Here is a 25,188-nt window from a genome sequence, read left to right as displayed (position 1 = left end):
GTCAACGGCTCGCCGGCGCACGGCCGTAGAGAAGGAGCATGGCGACGATGACGACACCGTAGATGATCTGCCGTCCCGCCTCCGGCATCTGCATGACCGACAGGATGGATTGCAGCAACGTGATCAGGATCACGCCCGCGACCGTGCCGAGATAGGAGCCGCGCCCACCCAGGATCGAGGTACCACCGAGCACGACGGCCGCGATCGACGGCAGCAGATAGGCATCCCCCATCGATTGCGCCGCCTTGGAGGCGTAACCTGCCAGCAGCACGCCGCCAAAGGCGGAGAGCCCGCCGGAGACGGCAAAGGCGATCATCACCACGCGTCTTGTGTCGACGCCGGAGAGATAGGCGGCGCGCTCGCAGTTGCCGATGCCATAGACCGCGCGGCCAAAACCGCTGCGGGTCAGCACGAACACCATCGCGGCCCCGATCAACGCCCAGATGATGACCGCGTTGGGGACGCCCGGAATGGTGAAGCCGGTGGCCAGGTAGCGCATGGCGCCGGTGGCAGAATCCTGCGGCGAGAATCCCCCGGTGTAGACCACCATCAGCCCTTGCGCGACGGCGTTGGTGGCCAGCGTGATGATCATCGAGGGGATGCGCAGATAGGCGACGCCGATGCCGTTGACGACGCCGATCAGCACGCCGCAGAAGATGCCGAACGGGATCGCCAGCGCCACGCCGGCCGGACCATAGGCCGCCGCCGCGCAGGCCATCATCGCGCCCGCCGCCACTGACCACGGCACCGACAGGTCGATCTGGCCGAGCAGGATGACCAGCATCATGCCGGTGGCGATGACGCCGAGGAACGAAGCCACCTTGAGCTGCTGCAAGAGATATTCAGGCGACAGGAAGCTGCGCGAATAGAGGCTTCCCACCAACAGTAGCACCACGATGCAGGCAAAGGCCGTCAGCACCGCCGGATCGGCGCGGCGGATGAATTTCGGCATGCGGCCGGCAATGCCGCCCAAGGTCGTCTCGCTCACAGGAACCACTCCAGCCGGTTGCGGACCCGAAACAGGGCGAAGGCGCCGAGGCTGACGGCGACCAGCAGGATAACGCCCTGGAACAGCGGCTGCCAGAGCGGATCGAAGTCGAAGACGAACAGAAGATCGCCGATCGTGCGGAAGGCCAGCGCGCCGAAGATGGCGCCGATGGCACTGCCCTTGCCACCGAACAAGGAGACGCCACCCAGCACCACGGCCGCGATCGAAAACAGCGTGTAGGCGTTGCCGCTGGCATAGGCTGCCTCCCCCGTATAGGTGAAGAAGGTGAGGAACAGCCCGCCGATCGCGGCCAGCAGGCCGGCCAGCGTGTAGGCGGCGAACTTGCCGCGACGGATCGGCACGCCGGACATGTAGGCAGCCGTTTCCGAAGAGCCTGCCGCGTAGGCTGCACGGCCGAGTACCGAACGGCTGAACGGCACCCAGATCAACAGCACGACCGCCAGCAGCACGACCAGGCTTGCCGGCACCAGATCAAAAAAACGTCCTGTCATGGCATCGGCCAGTTCCTCGTTGACCGAGCCGCCCGGGAACGGCCGCAGCAGGAGGCCCACTCCGTAATAGACCGCGCCGGTGGCGATGGTGGCGACGATCGGCTGCAGCCGCCCATAGATGACGATGGCGCCGTTGATGGCGCCGCACAGAAGGCCTGTCGCCAGCACGGCGATGACACCGAGCGTGGTCTGCATCGGGGTGCCCACCATCAGCCAGGAGGCCAGGCAGTTGGTGAGCAGGAAGATCATGCCGACGGACAGGTCGATGCCGGAGGTGATGACGACCAGTGTCTGCGCCATGGCGACGAAGGCAAGCAGCACGCCCTTATTCGAGGCCGTCTGCACGACATTAGCGGTGAAGCCCGCCGGATGGTTCGAGGTATAGATGACGAACATGACGATGAAGATGCCGAGCGCCAGCAGCGTTCCGCGCTGCTCGGCCAGCCAGTAGCGCCAATCTTTCACGCGCTTGCTCCCAGGCCCACCGGGCTCTCCTCGCCATGGATGTTGAGCGCGCTCGATATCAGCGCACGTTCGGTGATCTCGGCGCCGACCAGCTCGCGCTTGACCGCGCCGTCGTAGAGCACCAGCACGCGGTCGCAGCAGCCGATCAACTCGTCATAGTCGGTCGAATAGAACAGGATCGCCGCGCCCGCGTCCGCCAGCTTGCGCATCAGCTGATAGATTTCCTGCTTGGTGCCGACATCGATGCCGCGCGTCGGATCGTTGAGCAGGATGATGCGCGGCTGGCGCATCAGCCATTTGGCGATGACCACCTTCTGCTGGTTGCCGCCCGACAGCGCGCCGACCGGGACGTCGAGACCGGCGGTCTTGATCGCCAGCAGGCCGACCATGTCGTCGATCAGCCGCTGTTCGGCGGCGCGGTCGATGATGCCACCCCTGGACAGCCTGTCGAGCACGGCGAAGGACAGGTTCTCGCGCACCGTCATCGGCAGCATCAGGCCTTCGGTCTTGCGGTCTTCCGGGATGAGCGCCATGCCGATGCCATCCTCGCGGGCCGCCGCCGGGCTGGTGATCGTCACCGGCTTGCCGTCGATCAGCACCTCGCCCGAGAGGCCACGCAGCACACCAAAAAAAGCAAGCAGCAGTTCGCGCTGGCCCTGGCCGTCGAGCCCCCGAGGCCGACGACCTCGCCTGCCCCGACGGTCAGCGAGATATCGTGCAGCCGGTCGGCCCAGGACAGCTTGCGCGCCTCCAGCCTTGGGGCCGCGCTTGCGGGTACCGCTGCGGTCTTGGGCGGAAAAATATGGCTGTACTCGCGGCCGATCATCAGCTCGACCACCTCGTTGTCGCTCTTCGAGCCGGCCTTGTAGCTGGCGACATTGCGCCCATTGCGGAACACCGTGCAGTGGTCGGCAAGTTCGGCGATCTCGTTCATGCGGTGCGAGATGTAGAGCAGCGCCAGCCCTTCCGAGCGCAGCCGCTTCAGCACGCCGAAGATCTTCGAGACATCGGCGGCAGTCAGCGCCGATGTCGCCTCGTCGAGGATGAGGATACGTGGCTTGCGCGCCAAGGCCTTGGCGATCTCCACCATCTGGCGCCGTGACAGCGGCAGGTCCCTGACCAGCGCCAGCGGATGGATGTCGGCGGCGCCCGCCCGCGCCAGCGCGTCCTCGGCGATGCGGCGCTGCGCCTTGCGATCGATCATGCCGAAGCGTTTGGGTGGATCCGAAATGACGATGTTGTCGGCGACGCTGAGTTCGGGGATCAGCGACAATTCCTGGAAGATGCAGACGATGCCGGCCTTGTTCGCCGCACCGGGCGAAGCGAAGGTCACTTCGCGTCCATCCAGCATCATGCGGCCTTCATCAGGCGCCACGACCCCGGCCATGACCTTGATCAGCGTCGACTTGCCAGCCCCGTTCTCACCGAGAATGGCATGGATGCTGCCGGCCTCGACCGTCAGCTCGGCCTTTTCCAGCGCCCGCACGCCGCCATAGCGCTTGGAAATGCCTTCCATGCGAAAGAGTGGAACCGCACCGTCCATCAACCCTCCCAGGGGCAATCATGGGATTTCAGGGCTGGCGCCGCGGGTTGGCCCGCGGCGCCAGCGATAGCAGTGAGCCTACTGGTTTTCCTTGGTCTGCCCCATGATTTCCTGGGCGCTGAAATTGATGCCGCAGGTCGGGAAGGAGTTGCCGACGAAGAAATTGTCGGACTGGTCTGGGAAGAAATCCTGGCCTGCCTTGAAGTTCGGATCCTCCACAATGGCCAGCGGCAGCTTTACCGATTGCGGCACGACATTGCCTTCGAGGGCCGCGATTGCCGTCTTGATTGCCACGGCCACCTGGGCGGGGCCGGTGCCGGCGGAAGAGCACTTCAAGCCGTCGCCGGCATGCGCGGCACAGAACTTGCGAAAGCCGTTCTCCGTCTCGCCGCCGAATGGAACGAATGGGTGCTTGGCATCCATCATCGCCTGCACGATGCCGGTGTCGCCGCCTTGCCCGGTAATGCCGTCGAACGGGCCGTTTGTGGCAATCGCGTCCGCCGTGGCTTTCTGGGCAACGCCGTCGTCCCATTTGCCGACCACCTCGGTGACTTCCCATTTCTTGCCCGAGCCGTCGAGCACCTCGTGGATGCCGGCATGACGGTCCGTGTCAACGGAAGTGCCTGCGACGCCGCGCACTTCGAGTACCTTTCCGCCGTTCGGGACATGTGAGACCAACCACTTGCCCCACAATGCGCCAAGGCCCTTCTGGTCGACATTGACGTTGATGGCATCCTTGGTGTCGAGGATGTTGTCGAAGGCGACCAGCACGACACCGGCCTCCTTCGCACGCTTGATGACTGGTCCGAATGCGGTCGGGTTCTGCGCGTTGACGACGATCGCGTCAAAGCCGGAATCGATGAAATTGTTGATCGCGGAAATCTGCGCCGGAACGTCCTCACCGGTCGACACAACCTTGAATTCCTTCAGCTTTTTGGCGACATCCGGCTGTGCCGCATAAGCCTTGGCGGTCTGCACCATCTGGATACGCCAGGTGTTGGCGATATAGCCGTTGGCCAGCGCAATGCGGTATGGTCCGGCCTTCTTGGGGAACTTGAAGAATTGCGTATCGGCTGCCCAGGGGGCAAAGCAGTCCGGCTCGGCTGCCGGTCCCTTGACGATTTCCGGGCCTGCGGCCATTGCCGCTGAGCTCAACATGACGAATGCAGTGGCGGCAACGATGCCACCAACAAGTGACTTGATCATCGATATTCCTCCCAGTTGCAGTTCTGACTTGTTTGTTTAGCTGCAGTAGAATGACGTGTTCGCCCCAGCACCTCCCGTCCTAGCCCGCCACGCACGTCAGGTGGCCGGCCCGACCTCCTGCTCCTCCTCGTTGCTTCCTTAAGCTGCAACGAAAGTATCATATTATCAATAATAAACAAGGAACATTCTGTCGCTTATGTATAATAAACAGCGCTTAGACTTCCTGCGAGTTTGAATGGTAGCGCTACCAAGAATGCCTGTAAAGGCTGATTTCAGCAGGGTCTAAACTGCTTCAGCGTGCCGTGCTCTCGCGCCGCTTGAGCTCGAAGCCGAGGTCGACGACACGCTCCTGCGGCCGATCACCGGCGATCGCCGCCAGCGCCATGGCGACCGCGCGCCGGCCAATCTCGTAGCGATGGGTGCGGACGCTGGTGATCGACGGAAATGCCACCTGCATCATGTCGAGATCGTTGAAGCCGACAATGCCGATGGTCTTCGGCACGTCGATCGAAGCGCGATGGCATTCAAACAGCACACCGAGCGCGATGTCGTCATTGTTGCAGAACACGCCGTCGAGCGTCGGCATCTTGGCAAGGGCGTCGCGGAACAATTCGCGGCCAAGCGGCACGCTGGAAAGCACCGGCGTGGTGGTGACCAGGCGCGGGTCGAACAGCCCGGCCCTCTCCATTGCCGCGCGGTAGCCGGCGAGGCGCCGCTGCGAGCGCGGATCCATGCGTGCACCGATGAAACCGATCCGGCGATACCCCGCCTCGATCAGGTGCTCGGTCGCCGTCCTGCCGCCGTCGAGATGCGAGAAGCCGACCATCATGTCCACGGGATCGGGTCCGGTCTCCATCACCTGAACCACCGGGCAGCCGGCATTCTCCAACAGTTTTCGCGAGGTGGGCGTCTGGTCGATGCCGGCGACGATCAGCGCTGCCGGCCGCTGGGAGCCAAACAGCTGCAGCAGCCGCTCTTCCTCCAGTCCGGAATAATGCGTGTTGCCGAGCTGGATGCGGAAGGGGCTGTCCGACAGGCTGTCATAGATGCCGCGCACCACCTCGGCGAAGACGTTGTTGGTCAACGAAGGCACCAGCACGCCGAACACTTCAGCCCGCGCCGAGGCCAACGCGCGTGCGTTCGGGTCCGGCACATAGCCAAGCTCTTCGACGGCGGCCAGGATCTGGCGGCGCAGTTCCTCGGAAACGCGCTCCGGCTCGCGCAGCGCGCGTGAAACGGTGATGGCGCCGACGCCGGCCTTGCGTGCCACATCCGATATGGTTGGGCGGCCACCGCCGCGGCGCGAGCGCGGCTTGATCAAGGCCTTGGCCCTTGCGCATGGCCATCGAGGCGCGCCCGCAATGCGATATTTCCAGCTGTCGCCATCTCACCGGCCTGTTGCCGCACCCATCGGCCACTGGCGTCGCGCAGTGATTGCCTGTTGTCAAGCCGGGCCACTGAGTGGCTGTGCCTGGCCTCAGGTGGCTAAGGCAGCCCTGTGCCTCGCCTTCCACATGAACAGCCCGATCGCCAGTATGTTCAAGAGGTTCCAGGCGATGCCGTTGAGGAACGCGGCGGCGTAGGAGCCCGTCAGGTCGTAGATCCAGCCCGACATCCAGCCGCCGATCGCCATGCCGAAAATCGTCGCCATCATGACGATACCGATGCGCTGGCCGGCCTCCCTGGCCGGCAGGTATTCGCGCACGATGATCGCATAGCACGGCACGATGCCGCCTTGTGACAGGCCGAAAACCAGCGACACGACATAGAGCGAGGCGAGCCCGTCAAACGGGATATAGAACAGCAATGACAGACATTGCAGCACCGAGCCGATGAGCAGGGTTTTGACGCCGCCGATGCGGTCGGCGACGAAGCCCGAGGCAAGCCGGCTGACGACGCCCGCCGCCATCATGATGGACAGCATGTCGGCGCCATGCGCCATGCCGTAGCCAAGATCCATGCAATAGGCGACGATGTGAACCTGGGGCATCGACATCGCCACACAGCAACCCAAGCCGGCGACGACCAGCAGCGCCTGCATTGCCCCAGGCGACATTGGAATCGACTGCACCGACCGGCTTCCGGGCGAGCCGGCAGCAGCCGCTTCCGGAGCGCCGCGCCGCAGTAACAGCACCAGCGGCACCATGGTGACCAGGCAGAAGACGCCGATCGCCGCATAGGTGAAGCGCCAGCCTTCCGCCTTGATCAGCGTTGGCATGACGGTGGGCCAGATCGCCCCGGCGAGGTAATTGCCGGCCGCCGCCGCCGTGACGGCGACGCCGCGCCGGCGGTTGAACCAGTGCGAGATATCGGCGATCAACGGTCCGAAGATCACCGATGTGCCGAGACCGATCAGCACCCCGTGGGCAAGGGTAAATTGCAGGATCGAGGTCGACAGCGCCGCGAGCAAGAGACCGGCGGAGAGCGCGATCGAGGAGAACAGCGCCGGAATCCAGTAACCCATGCGGTCGATGGCGCGGCCGACCAGCACATTGCCGGCGGCAAAGCCGACCATGGTCGCGGTGTAGGGCATGGATGCCGCGGCGCGGTCGACGCCGAACTCGGCCTGCACCGCCGGCAGCACCACGACAACGGCCCACATGCCGACCGCACCGATCGTCGCCAGCAGCATCGAGATGGCCAGCCGCATCCAGGCGTAGGAACTGTCGATGCCGGGACTGGGCCGGCTCAAGTCGGTTCGGGTCAAAGGCGTTTCCTATCGGCGGTCTCGAAAGCCGGCTGCCGTTGCCGCCACTATCCGCGCATTGCCGGTCCATAGCAGCGCCACGACGGGCAAATCCGTGGCTCCAGAGCGGACGGCTAGGTGGGAACCGACATCAATGTGTGGAGTTTCCGATCAGCAACCCCGCAAAGGAGTCCAGCCATGACCGCCACCAAGCAGAAATGGTCGGCCGAGGTAACCGAGCACAGCGATGCGTTGGATCTCGAGGAGCATGTCTTCGAATCCGACGACGCCAAGAAGATCGCCGCCTCGCTCAAGCGGTCGGCCGAACACAGCCACCGCCGCAAGGCCGAGCCCTTCCAGTCCGCCATGTCGATGCTGAATTTCTACATCAACAGGGCCGGCAAGAACCTGCCCGCGGCGCGCAAGAAGGTCCTCGAGGACGCCAAGGACGAACTGCGCGTCGCGTTCGGGCGGCCGAAGGAGGACTAGCCGCCCTCGCCCGCCACTGGCTCCTGACTGAACAGGGCGCCTATTATTTGATTTCGGGCTCGACGAGCCTGGCCAGGTTCCGCAGCGATTCCTGCCAGCCGAGATAGCAAGCTTCCGCGGGAATGACGTCCGGGATGCCGGCCTGGATAATGTTCACTTCGGTGCCCACCGACACTTTCTTCAACGTCACGGTCACCTCGATCTGGCCAGGCAGGTTGGGATCGTCGAACCTGTCGGTGTAGCGCAGGAGTTCGCCCGCGACGAGCTCGACATACTCACCGCCAAACGAGTGGCTGTCGCCAGTGGTGAAGTTGCGGAACGACATCTTGAACGTACCGCCGACCTTGCCCTCGAAGTGATGGACCGTGCAGGTGAAGCCGTTCGGCGGAAGCCATTTGGCAAGCGCATCGGCCTCGAGAAACGCGCGGTAGACCTTCTCCGGGCTGGTGGTCAGAACGCGGTGCAGACGAACGGTGCTGGGCATGTCGATACTCCTTCGTGGTCTCTGTTCGATACCCCAAGGACGGTTACCACACCGCCGATCCGACACAGGCTTTTGAGTTTTTTGACGGTGGCCGCCTCGAATTGCTTCGAGCCGGCAAGGCGGAAACACCCGCGCAAATGGCTGTGTCGCTGAAGTTCTATCGCGAACGGATGACGTTGTCGGTATTGGCCAGGAGCTTGCGCACGGCATTGCGCGCCGCATCCGGCCGCTGCAGTCGGATATTCTTTTCGATCGCCTCGTGCATCTTCTGGGCGAGCTGCAAATCGTCGAGTTCCCGGGTCGTGTAGGCAAACAGGTGATCGAAGGCGGATTCGATCAGCACGCCGAGCGGGACCAGCAGATCATTGCCGGAGGCACGCAGGATTGCGAGGTGGAAGCGGGTGTCGGCGCGGGTGCGCTCCTGCAGACTTTTCGCCTCGCCCATCTCCCGGCAGGCCAGGCTGATCTCGGCCATCTGCTCGTCGGTCCGCCGCATGGCGGCAAAGGCGGTCGCTTCCGGCTCGATGATGTGGCGGAATTCCTGCACCGTCCTCAGGAACACCTCACGGTCGGGCGACGTCGCGTACCAGGCAAGCACGTCGCGGTCGAGCAGGTTCCAGCGTTCTTTCGGTTCGACCCAACTGCCGATCTTGGGGCGCGACGCCAGCAGGCTCTTGGCCATCAGCATCTTGATCGCCTCGCGCACCGCCGACCGGCTGACGCTGAAGGTCTCCGACCACTTGGCTTCATTGGGCAGGATGGTGCCGGGCGGATAGTCGCCGCGAACGATCCTGAGCCCGATCTCGCTGGCCAGCGACGTGTGTACGCTGGAGCCGGGAATGCGCGCCGCGTCGGGCCGGCGAACACCGGCCGGGCGTTCGCCGGCTTCAGCCTTTTTGGGCGATTTTTCCTTGTTCGGCCTCGCGTCCCGCATGAATTCCAGAAAGGCCGGTTTAGGGAAGCTGTCAAGCGCGGCGCGGCCATTGGGTGGCAAAGCCGGCTTCTATGCACAACCCAGCGCGATTCGACCTCGCTCAGGCGGTCTTGACGTATTTGCGCCAGCTATGCTCCGGCCGGAAGCCGAGCATGTCACGCGCCTTGCGGTTCGACAGCAGCGTCTCATATTCGCCGAGTTCGCCCTTGACCGGCACGCCGGGATAGAACCGCCTGAGGAGTTCGGCGGTCGGCAGATCGGACGAGGTGTCGTCATTGGCGGCGTTGAACACCTGGTAGCCCAGCCCGTCCTTCTCGATGGCGCGCAGCGTGATCTGGCCAAGGTCGCGAGCGTCGATATAGCTCCAGGCGATACGCTTGCGAAAACCCGGATCGGCGAACCATTTCGGAAACAGCGAATACTCGTGCGGCTCGATGACATTGCCGATGCGCAAGGCGTAGATATCGGTCCCGTTGCGTTGCGCGAAGGCGCGCGCCGTCTTCTCGTTGACGATCTTGGACAGCGCATAGCTGTCCATCGGATCGACGTCATACTCTTCGTCGAGCGGAAAGTGCGTGGGGTCGCGCGGCTCGTTGGCGAACACCAGGCCGTAGGTCGTCTCGCTGGAAGCGATGATCACCTTGCGGATGCCGAGCTTCACCGCGGCCTCGATGACGTTGTAGGTGCCCATCGCATTGATGCGGAACACCTCGTTGTCGGGTGTGATCATGATGCGTGGGATGGCGGCGAAATGCACCACGGCGTCGACGGGCTGCGGCCGCAGCGACGGATCGAATTCGTGCAGCCCCATATAGCTCGACAGCGCGTTGAACACCTGTCCGCTGTCGGTGATGTCGGTGATCAGCGTGCGCACCTTGGGATTGTCGAGCGGTTTGGTGTCGATGTTGAGCACCTGGCAGCCCTGCTCCACCAGATATTGCACGACGTGGCGTCCAGCCTTGCCGCTGCCGCCGGTGAACATGATCCGCTTGGTCATTTCTGGTCTCCACGAAAGTCCTGGGATTTACGTCTATTGTCAGACAATATTGCTTTCCGCAACCGTCTATGGCTAAAACAGCGGCAACATTATCGATAATCACAGGACAGGACAGACAGCATGAACACCACGGCCACCAGTGAGACAATCGGCTTTGTCGGCCTTGGCCTGATGGGCCACGGCATCGCCAAGAACATTGTCGACAAGGGGTATTCCCTGACCTTTCTCGGCCGCAAGAACCGCAAACCGGCGGAGGATCTTCTCGGCCGCGGCGCTCGTGAGGCTTCGACCTCCCGAGACGTGGCGGCGGCATCCGATATTGTCTTCATCTGCGTCACCGGCTCGCGCGAGGTAGAATCAATTATTCGCGGTCCCGGCGGCCTCAAGGAGGGTTTGAAGAAGGGATCGGTCGTCGTCGACTGCTCGACCTCGGATCCGGTCTCGACGGTGGCGCTCGCGGCAGAACTCAAGGCGCTCGGCGTCGACTATGTCGATGCGCCGCTCAGCCGCACGCCGAAGGAAGCCTGGGAAGGCACGCTCGACGCCATGGTCGGCGCGCCCGACGCCGTCTTCGCCAGGGTCAAGCCGGTGATCGACACCTGGGCCGGCCGCATCGTCCATATCGGCGACACCGGCGACGGCCATCGCATGAAGCTGCTCAACAATTTCATTTCGCTCGGTTATGCCGCGATCTATTCCGAGGCATTGGCGCTGGCCGAGAAGGTCGGCATCTCGCCGCCGCGTTTCGACAGCGTCATCCGCAACGGCCGCATGGATTGCGGCTTCTACCAGACCTTCATGCGCTGGACGCTGGAAGGCGACCGCGACGCCCACAAATTCACCATCGCCAACGCCTTCAAGGACTTGACCTATCTGGAATCGATGGCGGGCGCGGCCGGCATCGCAAACCCGCTCGGCAACGCCACCAAGAATTCTTTCGCCGGAGCTCACGCAACCGGCCCGGCCGAGCAGTTCGTGCCGATGCTGGCGACCCATATCGCCAAAGTGAACGGTATCGACCTGATGCCGATGAAGGATGGCAAGAAGCAGACGATCTGAGGCCCCGGACGGCTGGCCTTACCGCCGGCCCCTTCCGATCCCCTCATCGGTGTCGGCGAGCAGCTTGTGCACCGCGTTGCGCGCCGCAGCCGGCCGCTGCAGGCGGATGCTCTTCTCGATCGCCTCGTGCAGTTTCTGCGCCCGCCGCTGATCGCCAACCTGGCGCGTGGTGAAGGCGAAGAGATGGTCGAGCGCCGACTCGATCAGCACGCCGAGCGGCACCAGGAGATCATTGCCCGACGCCCGCAGGATGGCGAGGTGGAAGCGCGTATCGGCACGGATGCGCTCGGCCAGGTTGGCCGCCTCCCCCATCTCGCGGCAAGCCAGGCTGATCTCGGCCATCTCCTCGTCGCTGCGCCGCATGGCGGCAAAGGCGGACGCCTCCGGTTCGATGATGTGACGGAACTCCTGCACGGTGCGCAGGAACGCCTCGCGGTCCGGTGCGGTCGCGTACCAGGCCAGCACGTCGCGGTCGAGCAGGTTCCAGCGCTCCTTCGGCTCGACCCAACTGCCGATCTTGGGACGCGATGCCAGAAGGCTCTTGGCCATCAGCATCTTGATCGCCTCACGCACCGCCGAACGGCTGACATTGAAGGTTTCGGCCCATTTGGCCTCATTGGGAAGGATGCTGCCGGGCGGATAGTCGCCGCGCACGATCCTGAGCCCGATCTCGCTGGCGAGCGATGCATGAACGCTGGATCCGGGAAAGTGCGCCGCATCCGGCCTGCGGACGACCGCCGTATCGCGGTTGGCTTGCGCCTTCGCCCGACCAGCCTGTTTCATTGCCTTTTCGTCCGGCATCCACGTTCCAATAAATCGGCCGTCTATGGCCCGGATTGATCCGGAGCCGCGCGGCGTGCCGATCCCGTTGCCGAAAATCCAAACCATGGGCGCGACAAAGCCGGAGCGCTGGCCCCTGAAACGTCTACCCAATCATCCGACGAGGTGAAGGGGCGCCCGCTGGCGGGCGCCCCTGATCGAAAAGCCTACTTCTGGATGCAGGTGTCGACCGTGTCCTTGGTGCATTCGTCGAGACCAGTGAAGACCGGATCGTCGACCTTCTTGCCCGTGACCAGGTCGATCATCACCGATGGCGCCTTGTAGCCCATTTCGAAGGGCCGCTGGCCGACCAGCGCGGTGACAAGGCCGTCCTTGGCGATCGCCACCTCGTCGCCGATCGTGTCGGCGGCGCCGATGACGAAGTCGTTCTTGGCCAGCCGGTCCTTCAGCGGTCCGACCAGGTCGCGATAGGGCTGCGGCGCGCCGAACAGTGGCCAGCCACCCATGATGCCGAACGCGTCGAGCTTGGGATTGGCGGCGAGGATGTCGGTCATCGCCTGAACGCCCTTGGCGCCGTCGTCATTGGTGAACACCGGGCAACCGGCGACTTCTGTCCAGCCGCCTTCGCCGGCAAGGGCCTTGAGGCCCTCCTTGCCCGTCAGCGCATCGCGCATGCCTTGGGCGCGGCGCAGGATGTTGTCGGCCGCCGGATTGCCCTCGATGGTGCAGATCGTGCCACCGTTCGGCTTGGCCTTCTTGATGTACTCGCCGATCTTCTTGCCCATCAGATAGTTGTCGGTGCCGAGATAGGTCTTGCGCAGCGCCGCGTCTTCCTTGGCGAGGTCGGCGTCGACGGTCATGATCGGGATCGACGGATTGGCGCTCTTGATCGTCTGCGCGATCAGCGGCGCGTTGGACGGCGAGATCGCCATCGCCACCGTGTCGGCCTTGCTCAGCATATCCTGCACGATCTGCGCCTCGCCGGCCTCGTCGGAAGTCGATGCCGGGCCGGTGTAGAAGCATTCATATTCCGAGCTGGCGTTTTCCTTGTTCCACTTCTCGCAGCCCTGGTGGATGGCTTCGAAGAACGGATTGTCGAGACCTTTCACCACGATGACGAGCTGCTTCTTGGCCAAAGCCGGCCCGGCGCCCAGCGCCATGGCGGCGACGGCGGCGAGCAATACTGTTTTCCTCATGTCAGTCCTCCCTTGGAAACAGACGGACACGACGTGCCCGCCACACAAACCAGCCAGAATGCAAGATGACTGAGACGCGTGCGCTCACTCAATCCGGCCAGGCCGATAAGCATTTTCAGATGCGACCAGTTCAGCGATGACGCCGCACGATCGCCAAAACCTTCCGACCGGTGGCGCCGCCGATGGCGTCGTCAAGGCCGGCATGTCTTCCTCCGACGCTCAACTAATAACGGCTTGCCGCCAACGTCAATTGCTATTTGTCCTACAAAACTGATTTTTCAAAAACAGCACGGCACTATTCGTCTGACAATTGACCGTCGACAATTGACGCCCGCGACGCCATTCGCGTAAATGACGGCATCGCTGTCCCGGGAGGAGTTGGGAAGGCGAATGGAAGCCGTCGCCTGTCCGCGGGCGGATGGGCCTGATATGGGAGGCAAAGACTGGTGGCGGTTCTCGAACTCACCAACATCTCGAAGCATTTCGGCGCCATCCAGGCGGTCAACGACGTGTCGCTGTCGATCGAGCCCGGACAGGTTGTCGGCCTGATGGGAGACAATGGCGCCGGCAAATCGACGCTCGTCAAGATGATAGCCGGCAATTTCCGGCCGAGCCATGGCACGATGCGGATGGACGACAGGGAGCTGATCCTGCACAAGCCTGTCGAGGCGCGCCAGCACGGCATCGAGATCGTCCACCAGGACCTGGCGCTCTGCAACAATCTGACAGCGGCGGCCAATGTCTATCTCGGCCGCGAATTGCGCCGCGGCGTCGGTCCGTTCCGCATCCTCGACTACGCCGCCATGTACAAGCGCGCCGGCCAGATCTTCGCCGAACTGAAATCCGAGACCCGCCCGCGCGACCTCGTCAAGCAAATGTCGGGCGGCCAGCGCCAGGCGGTGGCGATCGCCCGCACCATGCTGTCTCAGGCCAAGATCGTGCTGATGGACGAGCCGACGGCGGCGATCTCGGTGCGGCAGGTCGCCGAAGTGCTGAACCTGATCCGTCATCTGCGCGACCAGGGCATCGCCGTGGTGCTGATCAGCCACCGCATGCCCGACGTCTTCGACGTCGCCGACCGCGTCATCGTCATGCGGCGCGGCAGGAAGGTCGCCGACAAGGCGATCGCGTCGAGTTCGCCCGAAGAGGTCACCGGGCTGATCACCGGCGCCATCGAGCAGGTGGCATGAGAATGGCGAACCCGGATTTCACCGCGCATCGGCAGCGCAGGAAAGGTCGATAATGGCAGTCACCCTTGACCAGACGATCGCACAGAAGCAGCACACCTTCCTGTCGCGCCTGTTCTCCAGCCAGACTTTCTGGGTGGTGATCGCCGTCATCCTGGCCTGTATTTTCCTGTCCTTCGCCACCGACGCATTCGCCACCTCCAAGAACCTCTACAACATCACCCGCAACATCACCTTCGTCGCCATCGTGGCGCTCGGCATGACCTTCGTCATCATCACCGGCGGCATCGACCTGTCTGTCGGTTCGGTGCTGTGCCTGTGCTCGATGGTGCTGGCGGTCACCATGCATGCCGGTTATTCGATCGAGATCGGCATTCTGGCCACTATCGCCACCGCGCTCGTTATCGGCGCCTTCAATGGCATCTTTATCGCTTACCTGGGCTTTCCGCCCTTCGTGGTGACGCTCGGCATGCTGTCGATCGCCCGTAGCCTTGCCATGGTCGCCTCCAACAACACCGTCGTCTTCCAGTTCGGGCCGGACCACAACAAGCTGCTGGCGCTTGGCGGCGGCGCCTGGGTGTTCGGCATCGCCAATCCGGTGCTCTACATGATCATCTTGGCGCTCATCACCGGCTTCATCCTGCGCTGGACGAAGTTCGGCCGCCATATCTTCGCCATTGGCGGCAACGAGCACGCGGCGACGCTGACCGGCGTACCGGTCAAGCAGATCAAGGTCGCCGTCTACATGATCTCGGCGCTGTCGGCCGGTATTGCCGGCATCATCGAGACCGGCTGGCTCGGCGCCGTCACCACCAATCTCGGCAACGGCATGGAACTGCAAGTGATCGCCGCCACCGTCATCGGCGGCGCCAATCTGGCCGGCGGCGTCGGCACCGCCTTTGGCGCCATCGTCGGTGCTGCCCTCATCGAGGTGATCCGAAACAGCCTTGGCCTGCTTGGCATCAACGCTTTCTGGCAAGGCACCTTCATCGGCGGCGCCATCCTGCTGGCGGTCCTGTTCGACCGCATCCGCAATTTCAGGCGCAGCGATTAGCGCTGCGATCTTCCCTTCCCCCCTTGTGGGGAAGGTGGCCTCGCGAAGCGAGGTCGGATGAGGGGTGTTCCAGGGAAAGCCAACGTCTCACTCCGCTGGAACACCCCTCATCCGTCTCGGCGCTGCGCGCCGATCCACCTTCTCCCACAAGGGGAGAAGGAAGATCGCGCTTGAGCGCTATTCCTTTCGCCTCCTATCGCTCAGTCTGAAAATCCGTCGCCAAGAACCCCCGCGAGCGCACGCTCCGGCTCCATAGCTTGACGCGCGACCGTACTCAGCCGCACAATCCCCCTGCAGGCGAAGGGAGGCCAGTCGCTTGCGGGAGGATATACCCATGACGGAAGCGATCAGGCTCTACTGGGGCCGGTTCGGACATGTTTCTGTCCTGAATGTCGCAAGCGACTTCGTCACCCACGCCCATGTCGAGGCGCATCTGATCATCTGGCTCGAGGGCACCGCCGGCGAGATGACCATCGGCCGTGAGACGGTTCGCCTCGGCCCGGTCACCGCCGCCGGCATCAACTCGCTCCAGCCGCATAGCCACGTCCTGTCCCAGGACGGACGGCCGGGCCTGTTCCTGGCCTTCTACATCGACCCGGACTGGGCGCGCCGGCGGCGCGACCTGCCGTCCAGCGCGCCACTGTTCTCACAGGCGGCGATCGCGCTCGAGCCGTGGCTGCACCAGGCCGCCGCCAGCCTGCTCGATCATCTCACCGACAACGAGAGCGTCGACGAGATCGCCAACTACGAGATCGAGCGCTTCATCGACTCGGTGCTCGATGCCGCCGACGCCTCGGCGCCGCAGGAACCGCGCGGCCGCATAAACACCATGCAGGATTTCCGCGTCCGCAAGGCGATCCAGCTCATGAAAGCCAATGTCTGCGAGCGCATCTCCTTCGACGATGTGGCGCGCAGCGTCGGCCTGTCGCGGCCGCATTTCTTCGCCTTGTTCAAGGAACAGACCAATCTGACGCCAAACGTCTACTGGAACACGCTGCGCATGGAGGAAGCGGTGCGGCAGCTGCAGTGGTCGCAGGAGCCTCTGATCTCGGTCGCCTGCAATCTTGGCTTCACCACGCAGGGCAATTTCTCGCGCTTCTTCCGCGACCATGTCGGCGTGCCGCCGACGCTCTACAGAGAGGCGGCACGGGCAACGGCCTGAGCCGGGAGCCATCTGTTTTTCAGACTGGTTGATACACGCTCAAGACGCATTGATAAGCGCTGCCCGCTCCAGCGCCCTACCCTTGCCGCAACAAAAATCCGCAAGGGAACATCATATGCCCAAAGTCACCATCTCCAGCGTCATCGACGCGCCGGTCGAAAAGGTCTGGGCGCGCATACGCGACTTCAACGGGCTGCCGGGCTGGCACCCGCGCATGGTCGAGAGCCACATCGAGGACGGCAAGGATGCCAGTACGATCGGCTGCGTGCGCAACTTCCAGCTCGCCAGCGGCGCGCGGCTGCGCGAAAAGCTGGTCGACTTCTCCGATGACAATTTCCTGGTCAGCTATTCCATCCTGGAGACGCCGCAGCCGCTCACCAACCACAAGGCGACGCTGCAGCTCAGGCGCGTCACCGACGGCGATCGCACCTATGCCGAATGGACCGCCAGCTTCGACGCGGCCCCGGAGGATGCAGACAAGTTGGCCGAGGGCATGGGCGCCAATGTCTTCCAGGGCGGCTTCAATGCCCTGAAGACCCATTTCGCCAGCCAGAGCTGAAAGGAGCGGGCCATGGCGCTGGCGCTGCAGACTTTTACAACGGTGAAGGACGCGAATGCGGCACTGAAGTCCGCCAGCACGCGCTATCTCGGCGGCGGTACGCTTGTGGTCCGCGCCGCCAATGAAGGCGACGTATCGGTCTCCGGCCTTGTCAGGTCGACCGACCCGGCCCTGTCGGCCATCGCCCTGTCCGGCGGCAAGGTCCGCATCGGCGCCTCGGCGACCATGGCGGAGATCGCCCGCCATCCGGATCTCGGCACCCTTGCCAAGGCCGCGCGCGCGGTTGGCGGTCCGGCGATCCGCAACATGGCGACCGTCGGCGGCAATCTGTTCGCGCCGTCGCCATATGGTGATTTTGCGGTAGCCCTGCTGGCGCTCGACGCAACGGTCGGCACCGATGACGGCGACACGCCCATCGAAACCTTCCTGGCCGGGCGGGACAACAGCCGCGCCATCGTCACGTCGGTCAGCTTGACGCTTCCAAGGGCCGGCAGCTTCCGCTTCCTCAAAGTGTCGCGGGTCAAGCCCAAGGGGGTCTCGGTACTGAGCATTGCGATCGTTCTGGAACAGGCTGGAGACGGGACCGTCTCCTCGGCGCGGATCGCGCTCGGCTGCATGGCCGATCGGCCGCGGCGCGCCAGGGCGGCGGAAAAAGCGCTGCTGGGAAAAACGCTTGATCAAAACGGCATCGCGGCAGCGCTGGCCGCCGCCACCGAAGGTGCCGCGCCGATCACCGATCCCATCGCCAGCGCCTGGTATCGCGCCGAGGTGCTGCCGGTCCATCTCGGCCGGCTGCTGCTCGGCTAATGCTTGTCGCCCAAAAGTGTGAAGCGGCTTTGGAACGACAAGTACAAAAATGAACACGTCGGGGGGCGCGCGCTTGCCCTGCGGGGCAGGCGCGCAAGGAGGAAGAATGGCAAAGGTCCCGGTTCAATTCACGCTCAATGGCTCTGAAAAGGCCGAATTCATCGACAGCGGCACGACGCTGCTCAACGCTTTGCGCGACAAGATCGGCGACACCTCGCCGAAGGGGGCTGCCACCAGGGCACGTGCGGCGCCTGCTCCGTCATCGTCGACGGCGAGTTGAGGCTCTCCTGCCTGACGCTGGCCGAAACCTGCGACGGCGCAACGATCACCACCACGTCGGGCCTTGCCGAAGGCGGCGTGCTGCACCCGCTGCAACGCGCCTTCCTCGACACATTCGCCACCCAATGCGGCTTCTGCACGCCGGGCATGATCATGGCCGCCAAGGTGCTGCTCGACCACACGCCCAATCCCAGCCGCGACGAGGTCGTCGAGGCACTGTCCGGGAACATCTGCCGTTGCACCGGTTACGAGCCGATCATCCAGGCGGTGCTCACCGCCGCCCGCGCCAACTCGCAGAACGCGGCCTGAAGGACCAAAAGAATGGAACTGCGCAAGAGCTACTTCGCCGATGTCCGCAAGGACGATCTGCACGAGATCGGCCAGGCCCGGCCACGCTCGGATTCGCCCGGCCATGTCACCGGCAAGACCACCTTTTTCGCCGACCGTAATTTCCCCGGCATGCTGCATCTGAAGATGGTGCGCAGCCCGCACCACCATGCCCGCATCCGCTCGATCGACACCTCCGAGGCCGAGATGCATCCGGGCGTCGTCAAGGTGCTGACGGCCAAGGACGTGCCGCACAATGTCTACACCATCCTGATCCTGATCCAGATCGGACCCGAGGATGAGACGGTCCTGGCCGACGGCAAGGTGCGCTGGAAGGGCGAGGCCGTGGTGGCGGTGCTGGCCGAAACCGAGCGGGCCGCCCAGGAAGCCGCCGCCAAGGTCAAGGTCGACTACGAGGTGCTGCCGGCGGTCTTCGACATGGAGGAGGCGCTGAAGCCCGGCGCGCCGTTGGTCAACGAATATCACGGCCAGAATTATTACCTCTATGACAGCGGCGAGTGCCGCAAGGTGCGCTTCGGCGATGTCGAGGCGGGCTTCGCCGGCGCCGACCACATCCTGGAGCAGAGCTACCAATCCTCGCCGATCGAGCACGCGCCGACCGAGACCACCGGCTGCGTGGTGGCGCCCGAAGGCAATGACCGCTTCACCTGCTACACCAACACGCAGGCGATGTTTTTCACCCTCGACAACACCTCGATCATCCTGCAGATGCCTGGCTCGAAGCTGCATTTCGTCGGCGGCACGGTCGGCGGCGGTTTTGGCGGCAAGGTCGACGTCATCGTCGAGCCCATCGCCATTCTCGGCGCCAAGTTAACAGGACGACCGGTCTGTTTTATCTACAGCCGCGAGGAGGAGATGCAGATCTCCTCGCCGCGCGCCGCCGAAAAGGTGGTCATCAAGGACGGCGTGATGAAGGACGGCCGCATCGTCGCGCGCAAAGTCACAGGCTACACCGATGCCGGCGCCTACTCTCGCCACTCGCCCTACGGCGCGCAGAAGGGCGCAGGGCACTATCCCGGCCCCTACACCATCCCCAATGTCTGGATCGACACCTACTGCGTCTACACCAACCGCACCCCGTCGTCGGCCATGCGCGGCTTTGGCGTCACCATCGGCGACTTCGCGCTGGAGGTGCAGATGGACAAGCTGGCCCGGCTGATCGGCATGGACCCGCTCGAATTCCGCTTCATCAACGCCTATCGCGACGGCGACATGAAGGCGCATCGCCAGCCGACCGAGGGCGCGGCACTGATCGAGTGCATGCAAGAAGCAGCGCGCGCCGCCAACTGGCCGGTGGCTGAGAAATACATGGCGATGTCCTCCTACAAGAAAGGAGCCTGAGATGGCGATCCGGCGCGGACGCGGCGTCGCCGCGATCAATTACCCCACGGGCATGAATCTCGGCGGCGACCCGACCCAGGCGCTGGTGCATTCGACCCCGACCGGCAATTTCATGGTGACGCTGTCCAGCGTCGATCTTGGCCAGGGCATGAAGCAGATCATGGCGCAGATCTGCGCCGAGACGATTGGGGTTCCGACCGACCGCGTCGTCGTCGACACCGCCGACACCGACACCGGCCCGCACTGCATGGGGACCTTCGCCTCGCGCGGCACTCACCGCGCCGGCAATGCCGTGATCCAGGCCGCCAAGGAGGCCCGTCAGGTGATGCTGGAAGTGGCGGCCGAAGAGCTAGAGGTGAATGCCTCGGACCTCGAAACCGACGGCCAGGGCAACATACTGGTCAAGGGTGCGCCGCAAAAGTCGATCTCGATCTTCGACGTCGCGCTGTCGGCGCATTTCAAGCGCGGCCGCTCGATCTCCGGCCGCGGCATGTTTTTGATCCCCCGCTCCTATCCGGAGAAGGAAACCGGCGCGATGAAGCCGTCGACCTGCTACGCGCATGCCTGCACGGTGGCCGAAGTCGAGGTCGACGACGAGACCGGCGAAGTGACCGTGCTCACCGTGAAGAACGTCTTCGAGATCGGCCGCGCGCTGAACCCCAAAATGGTCGAGCAACAGTTGGTCGGCGGCTCCTGGATGGGCATCAGCCACGCACTCTACGAGACGACCGAGCCCTATTATCCCAACCGCGACCATGGCGGCACCGACTTCAACCAGTATCTGATGCCCGGGCCAGGCGACCTCGCCGAGACCGAAATCATCGTCCTGGAGCGTCCGTCCGCCGACGGGCCGTATGGCGCCAAGGGTCCGGGCGAGATGTGCGCCAACCCGCAAATACCTGCGGTCGCCAATGCCGTCTTCGACGCCGTCGGCGTGCGCATCGACACGCTGCCGATCACGCCGGAACGCATTTTGCGCGCGTTGAAGGCGCAGACTTCCAACTGAGTGCTGAAAATGCCCGAAGTGAACACCGAGACTGTCGCGACCTCGCCGGAGGCGGTGGCGCAGCATCTCGCCGCCTCGCGCTATCTGGCTGACGAGGGCCTTTCAACCGCGATCTTTCTTGCTATCCGGCTCGGCAAGCCGCTGCTGCTCGAAGGCGCGCCGGGCGTCGGCAAGACGGAAGCGGCCAAGGCAATCGCCGAACTGCTCGGACGCGATCTGGTGCGGCTGCAATGCTACGAAGGCATCGACGCCGCGCACGCACTCTACGAATGGAATTATCAGCGCCAGCTGCTCGCCATCCGCCATGCGGGCGAGCACGAGATCGACATCTATGACGACCGTTTCCTCATCGCCCGTCCCCTGTTGCAAGTGCTGAAGGCGCCGCAGCAACGCGTGCTGCTGGTCGATGAGATCGACCGTTCCGACCATGAGTTCGAGGCGCTGCTGCTGGAGTTCCTGTCCGACTTCCAGATCAGCATTCCCGAGCGCGGCACCATCCGCGCCGAGGCACAGCCAATCGTCATTCTGACCTCGAACCGCACCCGCGAACTTGCCGAAGCGCTGCGCCGCCGCTGCGTCTATCACTGGATAGGCTATCCCGACGCCGAACGGGAGGCCGCCATCATCATGCTGCGCGCCGGCGATGTCGCGCAGGCCACCGCGCGGGCAGTGGCGGCGGCTGTACAGACCATCCGCGCCCGGCCGCTGGCCAAGCCGCCCGGCATCGCCGAGGCGGTCGAATGGGCCAATGCCGCGACCATCCTGGAAAAGGGCGGCAGCCCCTGGCCGGAAGCCTTCCGCCGCGCCATCGGCGTGCTGATCAAGGACGAGGAGGACCTGTCCTACATCGCACCGGAGCTTGGCCGCATCGTCGAGGAGGCGCTGGGTTGATGCGGGGAGTCCACAATCCTCTGTCTCTAACGTCGGCGGGACAGCGCAACGGTCGGAATATTTCTGCCATGCCGCGCGACCGTAGCCTACCTCCGGCCGCGGCACCCTTCCTCGGCTTCGCCCGGCTGCTGCGCCAGTACGGTTTCGCCGTCGCACCCGAACAAGCCTCCGGCTTCATGCAGGCGATAACCTTGCTTGGCCCCCGCTCGATGGCCGATATCCGCGAGGCGGCCCTTGCCACGCTGGCGCCGCCGCCGGACCGCCGCGACGAATTCGGGGCCCACTTCCAAAGCTACTTCTACGGCAACACATCAGCCGTGGTCGAAGGTGATGCCGACGAAGAAACCCGCGTCAAGGATGATGGCGGCGCCGACGACGAACGGATCGAGACCGAGCAGCAACAGGAAGGCGGTGAGCTTTTCTCAGCGCTGGAGCAGTTGAGCACCCGCGACTTCCAGCGCGACGATGACAGGCTGACCGCCTTTCGCCACCAACTGTCGAGTGCCTTGCCCGCCCGCCGCTCGTTCCGCACGGTGCGCACCCACTCACGCGGCAAGCTCGACCTGCGCCGTTCGCTCAGGGAAATCGTCAGCGCCGATGGCGATGTCCCCTCGCCGCTGCTGCGCCGCCGCCAGACCGTGCCGCGCAAGCTGCTGCTCCTCATCGACGTCTCAGGCTCGATGAAACTGCACACAGCGGACTACCTCAAGCTGGCGCATGCCGCCGTGCAGGGTGCTGACCGGGCAGAAATATTCACTTTCGGCACGCGCCTGACTCGCATCACCACGGCGCTGCGCGTTCGCGACCAGGACCAGGCCCTGGCGCGCGCGGCCGCCCAGGTCGACGACTGGGACGGCGGCACCCGCATGGGGCCGACGCTGCTTGCCTTCCTCTCCGTGCCACGTTTCTCCTCCTTCGCGCGCGGTGCGGCCGTCGTCATCCTGTCCGACGCGCTGGAGCGCGGCGACCATGCCGAGCTGGAAACGGCGATGCGCCGGCTGAGTGCCCGCGCCTTCCGGCTGTCTCTCGCGACGCCGCTCGCCGGCGACCGGCGCTTCCGGCCGGAGACCGCCGCGCTCAGCGCCATCCTGCCAGTGCTTGACGATCTGGTCGACGGCTCGACACTTGCCGGTCTCACCGATTTCATCCTGTCGCTTGCCCGCCATGCCCCTCCGGCTGCGACACTCTGGAAAAGGGTATCGTGATGCAGAAAGCCATCGACGCGCATTTCCACATCTGGCGCCAGCAGGACCAGCCCTGGCTGGTCGGTCCGATGGTGCCGCGCATCTTCGGCCCTTACGAACCGATCCGCCGCGATTATCCGATCGAGGAGTTTCTCGCCGACCAGCAGGGTTCCGGCGTCGAGAAGGCGGTCTACGTCCAGACCAACTGGGCCAAGGAGGATTTCGAAAAGGAAGTCGCCTTCCTGCAGAAAACGGCTGACGAAACCGGCTGGCCGCACGCCATTGTCGGCTATGCCGACATGACGGTCGACGATGTCAGGTCTCAGATCGATCGCTTGAAAAAATATCCGCTGCTGCGCGGCGTGCGCATGCAACTGCACTGGCACGAGACGCCGGCCTTCCGCTTCGCTGCCTCGGCCGATCAGGTCATCGACCCGAAAGTGCGCGCCAATGTCGCGCGGCTGAAGGATTATAACCTGTCCTTCGACCTGCAGCTCTTCCCCGCCCAGATGAAGGACGGACTGGCGCTGGTCGGCGAGAATCCGCAAACCAATTTCATCCTCACCCATGCCGGCATGCTGACCGGCATGGACACGGAAACCACCGAGGCCTGGAAGGCCGGTCTGCGCACGCTGTCGGCCGCGCCCAATTTCTATGCCAAGCTCTCCGGTCTCGGCACTTTCGTCCACCGCAACGACCCGGCTCTGATCGCCTATATCGTCGACAATGCGATCGACATTCTCGGAACCGATCATCTGATGTTCGGCTCGAACTTCCCAATCGAAAAGCTATGGACCACCCACGCCGAACTGATCAAGGCGCACCGCGATGCGGTGGCGAAGCACGGTCCGGCCGCCGAGGCGGACATCTTCTGGAATACGGCGGAGCGGGTCTATCGGCCAGTGTGAAAAGCTGTGCCGAGCATCACACCTAGGTTGCTTCTATTGCGACGTGCCGGGCGCTTTAGGTCCGTTCTTTTGAAAATTCTCGACGGCGTCCCGAAATTCCTGTTCGTTCTTCTTTCGAAACCCCTCAGCACCGTAGCGCGAGACCCCGTCGTCGAGCGATTTCGCGACGCTATCGCCAAAGGTCGGAAGTTGCGCTGGCTGCTTGGGTTTGGCCAACATCCAGAAACCAACTAAAATCAGACCAGAGAACAATATCGATACAAGAAAATTCTTATTGAATACAGCCTGCATTATCGAGCCCTAGCATTCTCCGCTGCAGCTTCTTAGGGTCGATTTCCTAAAAATCGACAATGACCTTACTTACAATTTTAGCCAGAATCGCATGTCCCGCCGATTAGCCCTTCACTTCACCTCGAATTGCGGATCGACCGGAATCTGCATCGCCGTGACAAGGTGGTTTGTCTGGCCAGCCAGCCCGATGATCGACACCAATTCGCCATGCTGCGCGTCGGTCATGCCCTTGGCGCGTGCCGCCGCCGTGTGCGAATGCACGCAGTAGGAGCAGCCATTGGCCGTCGACACCGCGATGTAGATCATTTCCTTGGTCAGCGGATCAATGGCGCTGTCCGCCACCATCACCGCCTTCAACTGTTCCCAGGTCCGCTTCAGCGCCGCCGGATCATTGGCCAGCCCACGCCAGAAATTGTTGACGAAATCCGATTTGCGCGTCGCCCTGATGTCATCGAACACCGCCTTCACCGCCGGGATTTTCTCTACCTCGGCATCGCTGAGGAGTTTTGTGGTGGCCATGGTCTGGTCCTTTCGTTTGGATGAATTAGGTCGTTGAATCAAGTTTCGAGCAAATATGGCTAACCAACTTCTCTCAGTTTTTGGCGCTCAATGGCGTGGGGCCTTGAAGGTTGGCCGAAGCACCTAAACTTCGTCATCCCTGGGCGAAGCAGGCGCGAAGCGCCGTCGCGGAGACCCTGGGATCCATGCCGCGACCTCACTCGTGGAGTGCAGCGGAGCAGAATCCTGCGCCGTGGCAACGCACCGGAGACCCGGCATGGATCCTGGGGTCTGCGCCGCGTCGCTTCGCTCCTTGCTACGCCCCAGGATGACG

Annotated in this window: 24 protein-coding genes and 2 pseudogenes; 13 read left to right on the top strand and 13 right to left on the bottom strand. The window is 63.7% G+C overall.

Annotated features, from left to right (window positions below):
- Nucleotide 1: 1 nt before the first annotated feature.
- The 6 genes and pseudogenes from EJ077_RS10800 to EJ077_RS10775 all read right to left on the bottom strand — a co-directional run bounded on the left by EJ077_RS10800 (nucleotide 2) and on the right by EJ077_RS10775 (nucleotide 7,421).
- Complete coding sequence (locus tag EJ077_RS10800) at nucleotides 2-988, bottom strand: ABC transporter permease (RefSeq protein WP_208701839.1); 987 nt, start codon at nucleotides 986-988, stop codon at nucleotides 2-4.
- Nucleotides 985-1,965 carry an ABC transporter permease gene (locus tag EJ077_RS10795; RefSeq protein ID WP_208701837.1) on the bottom strand — a complete coding sequence of 327 codons (981 nt, stop codon included), beginning with the start codon at nucleotides 1,963-1,965 and terminating at the stop codon, nucleotides 985-987. The genes EJ077_RS10800 and EJ077_RS10795 overlap by 4 nt, the downstream gene beginning before the upstream one ends.
- Nucleotides 1,962-3,508, bottom strand: a pseudogene (locus tag EJ077_RS10790) (sugar ABC transporter ATP-binding protein). The gene EJ077_RS10795 and the pseudogene EJ077_RS10790 overlap by 4 nt, the downstream one beginning before the upstream one ends.
- A 78-nt stretch (nucleotides 3,509-3,586) precedes the next feature.
- A complete protein-coding gene (locus tag EJ077_RS10785) occupies nucleotides 3,587-4,714 on the bottom strand; it encodes a sugar ABC transporter substrate-binding protein (protein ID WP_127873185.1) in 1,128 nt (375 codons plus the stop codon).
- A gap of 292 nt (nucleotides 4,715-5,006) precedes the next feature.
- Nucleotides 5,007-6,035, bottom strand: coding sequence for a LacI family DNA-binding transcriptional regulator (locus EJ077_RS10780; RefSeq protein WP_208701834.1), 1,029 nt, complete (start codon nucleotides 6,033-6,035; stop codon nucleotides 5,007-5,009).
- Between the two features lie 156 nt (nucleotides 6,036-6,191).
- Nucleotides 6,192-7,421, bottom strand: coding sequence for an MFS transporter (locus EJ077_RS10775; RefSeq protein ID WP_208701832.1), 1,230 nt, complete (start codon nucleotides 7,419-7,421; stop codon nucleotides 6,192-6,194).
- 177 nt (nucleotides 7,422-7,598) lie between these two features.
- Here EJ077_RS10775 and EJ077_RS10770 point away from each other — a divergent pair, with 177 nt between their 5' ends.
- Nucleotides 7,599-7,889 (top strand): DUF3175 domain-containing protein, encoded by a 291-nt coding sequence (locus tag EJ077_RS10770; RefSeq protein ID WP_208701831.1) that lies wholly within the window; start codon nucleotides 7,599-7,601, stop codon nucleotides 7,887-7,889.
- Nucleotides 7,890-7,932: 43 nt separating this feature from the next.
- On the opposite strand, the gene EJ077_RS10765 is transcribed toward EJ077_RS10770, so the two are convergent.
- The 3 genes from EJ077_RS10765 to EJ077_RS10755 form a co-directional block, all read right to left on the bottom strand.
- Nucleotides 7,933-8,373, bottom strand: a complete 441-nt coding sequence (locus EJ077_RS10765) for an SRPBCC family protein (RefSeq protein WP_208701829.1) — start codon at nucleotides 8,371-8,373, stop codon at nucleotides 7,933-7,935.
- A gap of 157 nt (nucleotides 8,374-8,530) precedes the next feature.
- Complete coding sequence (locus tag EJ077_RS10760) at nucleotides 8,531-9,307, bottom strand: FadR/GntR family transcriptional regulator (protein WP_208701827.1); 777 nt, start codon at nucleotides 9,305-9,307, stop codon at nucleotides 8,531-8,533.
- Nucleotides 9,308-9,407: 100 nt separating this feature from the next.
- Complete coding sequence (locus EJ077_RS10755) at nucleotides 9,408-10,304, bottom strand: NAD-dependent epimerase/dehydratase family protein (RefSeq protein ID WP_208701825.1); 897 nt, start codon at nucleotides 10,302-10,304, stop codon at nucleotides 9,408-9,410.
- Nucleotides 10,305-10,424: 120 nt separating this feature from the next.
- Here EJ077_RS10755 and EJ077_RS10750 point away from each other — a divergent pair, with 120 nt between their 5' ends.
- Complete coding sequence (locus EJ077_RS10750; RefSeq protein ID WP_208701823.1) at nucleotides 10,425-11,363, top strand: NAD(P)-dependent oxidoreductase; 939 nt, start codon at nucleotides 10,425-10,427, stop codon at nucleotides 11,361-11,363.
- Nucleotides 11,364-11,381: 18 nt separating this feature from the next.
- Here EJ077_RS10750 and EJ077_RS10745 read toward each other — a convergent pair whose 3' ends face one another.
- Nucleotides 11,382-12,146, bottom strand: a complete 765-nt coding sequence (locus EJ077_RS10745) for a FadR/GntR family transcriptional regulator (protein WP_245458717.1) — start codon at nucleotides 12,144-12,146, stop codon at nucleotides 11,382-11,384.
- A gap of 203 nt (nucleotides 12,147-12,349) precedes the next feature.
- Nucleotides 12,350-13,339, bottom strand: coding sequence for a sugar-binding protein (locus EJ077_RS10740; RefSeq protein ID WP_208701819.1), 990 nt, complete (start codon nucleotides 13,337-13,339; stop codon nucleotides 12,350-12,352).
- 446 nt (nucleotides 13,340-13,785) lie between these two features.
- Here EJ077_RS10740 and EJ077_RS10735 point away from each other — a divergent pair, with 446 nt between their 5' ends.
- The 11 genes and pseudogenes from EJ077_RS10735 (at nucleotide 13,786) to EJ077_RS10685 (ending at nucleotide 24,065) form a co-directional block, all read left to right on the top strand.
- Nucleotides 13,786-14,529, top strand: a complete 744-nt coding sequence (locus EJ077_RS10735; RefSeq protein ID WP_135916685.1) for an ATP-binding cassette domain-containing protein — start codon at nucleotides 13,786-13,788, stop codon at nucleotides 14,527-14,529.
- A gap of 52 nt (nucleotides 14,530-14,581) precedes the next feature.
- The gene (locus tag EJ077_RS10730; RefSeq protein ID WP_127873191.1) at nucleotides 14,582-15,580 is read left to right on the top strand and encodes an ABC transporter permease; all 999 of its coding nucleotides are present in this window, start codon (nucleotides 14,582-14,584) and stop codon (nucleotides 15,578-15,580) included.
- A 334-nt stretch (nucleotides 15,581-15,914) separates the two neighbouring features.
- Nucleotides 15,915-16,742 (top strand): AraC family transcriptional regulator, encoded by an 828-nt coding sequence (locus EJ077_RS10725; RefSeq protein WP_208701817.1) that lies wholly within the window; start codon nucleotides 15,915-15,917, stop codon nucleotides 16,740-16,742.
- Nucleotides 16,743-16,857: 115 nt separating this feature from the next.
- A complete protein-coding gene (locus EJ077_RS10720) occupies nucleotides 16,858-17,301 on the top strand; it encodes an SRPBCC family protein (RefSeq protein ID WP_208701815.1) in 444 nt (147 codons plus the stop codon).
- A 12-nt stretch (nucleotides 17,302-17,313) separates the two neighbouring features.
- Complete coding sequence (locus EJ077_RS10715; RefSeq protein ID WP_208701813.1) at nucleotides 17,314-18,108, top strand: FAD binding domain-containing protein; 795 nt, start codon at nucleotides 17,314-17,316, stop codon at nucleotides 18,106-18,108.
- Between the two features lie 106 nt (nucleotides 18,109-18,214).
- Nucleotides 18,215-18,696, top strand: a pseudogene (locus EJ077_RS10710) ((2Fe-2S)-binding protein).
- Nucleotides 18,697-18,708: 12 nt separating this feature from the next.
- Nucleotides 18,709-20,076, top strand: a complete 1,368-nt coding sequence (locus EJ077_RS32565) for a xanthine dehydrogenase family protein molybdopterin-binding subunit (protein WP_208701811.1) — start codon at nucleotides 18,709-18,711, stop codon at nucleotides 20,074-20,076.
- Between the two features lies 1 nt (nucleotide 20,077).
- Complete coding sequence (locus tag EJ077_RS32560; RefSeq protein WP_208701809.1) at nucleotides 20,078-21,082, top strand: xanthine dehydrogenase family protein molybdopterin-binding subunit; 1,005 nt, start codon at nucleotides 20,078-20,080, stop codon at nucleotides 21,080-21,082.
- Between the two features lie 9 nt (nucleotides 21,083-21,091).
- The gene (locus EJ077_RS10695; protein WP_208701807.1) at nucleotides 21,092-21,973 is read left to right on the top strand and encodes an AAA family ATPase; all 882 of its coding nucleotides are present in this window, start codon (nucleotides 21,092-21,094) and stop codon (nucleotides 21,971-21,973) included.
- A gap of 68 nt (nucleotides 21,974-22,041) precedes the next feature.
- The gene (locus EJ077_RS10690) at nucleotides 22,042-23,178 is read left to right on the top strand and encodes a vWA domain-containing protein (protein ID WP_208701805.1); all 1,137 of its coding nucleotides are present in this window, start codon (nucleotides 22,042-22,044) and stop codon (nucleotides 23,176-23,178) included.
- On the top strand, nucleotides 23,178-24,065 hold the full coding sequence (locus tag EJ077_RS10685) for an amidohydrolase family protein (protein ID WP_208702971.1): 888 nt from the start codon (nucleotides 23,178-23,180) through the stop codon (nucleotides 24,063-24,065). The genes EJ077_RS10690 and EJ077_RS10685 overlap by 1 nt, the downstream gene beginning before the upstream one ends.
- A 33-nt stretch (nucleotides 24,066-24,098) precedes the next feature.
- Here the strand turns inward: EJ077_RS10685 and EJ077_RS10680 are convergent, their stop codons facing one another.
- Both EJ077_RS10680 and EJ077_RS10675 read right to left on the bottom strand, forming a co-directional pair.
- A complete protein-coding gene (locus EJ077_RS10680) occupies nucleotides 24,099-24,356 on the bottom strand; it encodes a hypothetical protein (protein ID WP_208701803.1) in 258 nt (85 codons plus the stop codon).
- Between the two features lie 111 nt (nucleotides 24,357-24,467).
- On the bottom strand, nucleotides 24,468-24,875 hold the full coding sequence (locus EJ077_RS10675) for a carboxymuconolactone decarboxylase family protein (protein WP_208701802.1): 408 nt from the start codon (nucleotides 24,873-24,875) through the stop codon (nucleotides 24,468-24,470).
- Nucleotides 24,876-25,188 lie beyond the last annotated feature (313 nt).

Source organism: Mesorhizobium sp. M8A.F.Ca.ET.057.01.1.1 (genome assembly GCF_003952565.1).
GTDB lineage: Bacteria > Pseudomonadota > Alphaproteobacteria > Rhizobiales > Rhizobiaceae > Mesorhizobium.
The sequence above is the reverse complement of the archived record's forward strand: the minus strand, read 5'-3'. Positions and strand labels throughout refer to the sequence as shown.

What these genes read in the sequence shown, in the direction of transcription:
- EJ077_RS10785 (WP_127873185.1), bottom strand. Translation starts at nt 4,714, where the DNA reads ATGATCAAGTCACTTGTTGGTGGCATCGTTGCCGCCACTGCATTCGTC.
- EJ077_RS10750 (WP_208701823.1), top strand. Translation starts at nt 10,425, where the DNA reads ATGAACACCACGGCCACCAGTGAGACAATCGGCTTTGTCGGCCTTGGC.
- EJ077_RS32565 (WP_208701811.1), top strand. Translation starts at nt 18,709, where the DNA reads ATGGAACTGCGCAAGAGCTACTTCGCCGATGTCCGCAAGGACGATCTG.
- EJ077_RS10770 (WP_208701831.1), top strand. Translation starts at nt 7,599, where the DNA reads ATGACCGCCACCAAGCAGAAATGGTCGGCCGAGGTAACCGAGCACAGC.
- EJ077_RS10745 (WP_245458717.1), bottom strand. Translation starts at nt 12,146, where the DNA reads ATGAAACAGGCTGGTCGGGCGAAGGCGCAAGCCAACCGCGATACGGCG.
- EJ077_RS10715 (WP_208701813.1), top strand. Translation starts at nt 17,314, where the DNA reads ATGGCGCTGGCGCTGCAGACTTTTACAACGGTGAAGGACGCGAATGCG.
- EJ077_RS10725 (WP_208701817.1), top strand. Translation starts at nt 15,915, where the DNA reads ATGACGGAAGCGATCAGGCTCTACTGGGGCCGGTTCGGACATGTTTCT.
- EJ077_RS32560 (WP_208701809.1), top strand. Translation starts at nt 20,078, where the DNA reads ATGGCGATCCGGCGCGGACGCGGCGTCGCCGCGATCAATTACCCCACG.
- EJ077_RS10765 (WP_208701829.1), bottom strand. Translation starts at nt 8,373, where the DNA reads ATGCCCAGCACCGTTCGTCTGCACCGCGTTCTGACCACCAGCCCGGAG.
- EJ077_RS10760 (WP_208701827.1), bottom strand. Translation starts at nt 9,307, where the DNA reads ATGCGGGACGCGAGGCCGAACAAGGAAAAATCGCCCAAAAAGGCTGAA.
- EJ077_RS10720 (WP_208701815.1), top strand. Translation starts at nt 16,858, where the DNA reads ATGCCCAAAGTCACCATCTCCAGCGTCATCGACGCGCCGGTCGAAAAG.
- EJ077_RS10740 (WP_208701819.1), bottom strand. Translation starts at nt 13,339, where the DNA reads ATGAGGAAAACAGTATTGCTCGCCGCCGTCGCCGCCATGGCGCTGGGC.
- EJ077_RS10755 (WP_208701825.1), bottom strand. Translation starts at nt 10,304, where the DNA reads ATGACCAAGCGGATCATGTTCACCGGCGGCAGCGGCAAGGCTGGACGC.
- EJ077_RS10685 (WP_208702971.1), top strand. Translation starts at nt 23,178, where the DNA reads ATGCAGAAAGCCATCGACGCGCATTTCCACATCTGGCGCCAGCAGGAC.
- EJ077_RS10690 (WP_208701805.1), top strand. Translation starts at nt 22,042, where the DNA reads ATGCCGCGCGACCGTAGCCTACCTCCGGCCGCGGCACCCTTCCTCGGC.
- EJ077_RS10730 (WP_127873191.1), top strand. Translation starts at nt 14,582, where the DNA reads ATGGCAGTCACCCTTGACCAGACGATCGCACAGAAGCAGCACACCTTC.
- EJ077_RS10695 (WP_208701807.1), top strand. Translation starts at nt 21,092, where the DNA reads ATGCCCGAAGTGAACACCGAGACTGTCGCGACCTCGCCGGAGGCGGTG.
- EJ077_RS10675 (WP_208701802.1), bottom strand. Translation starts at nt 24,875, where the DNA reads ATGGCCACCACAAAACTCCTCAGCGATGCCGAGGTAGAGAAAATCCCG.
- EJ077_RS10680 (WP_208701803.1), bottom strand. Translation starts at nt 24,356, where the DNA reads ATGCAGGCTGTATTCAATAAGAATTTTCTTGTATCGATATTGTTCTCT.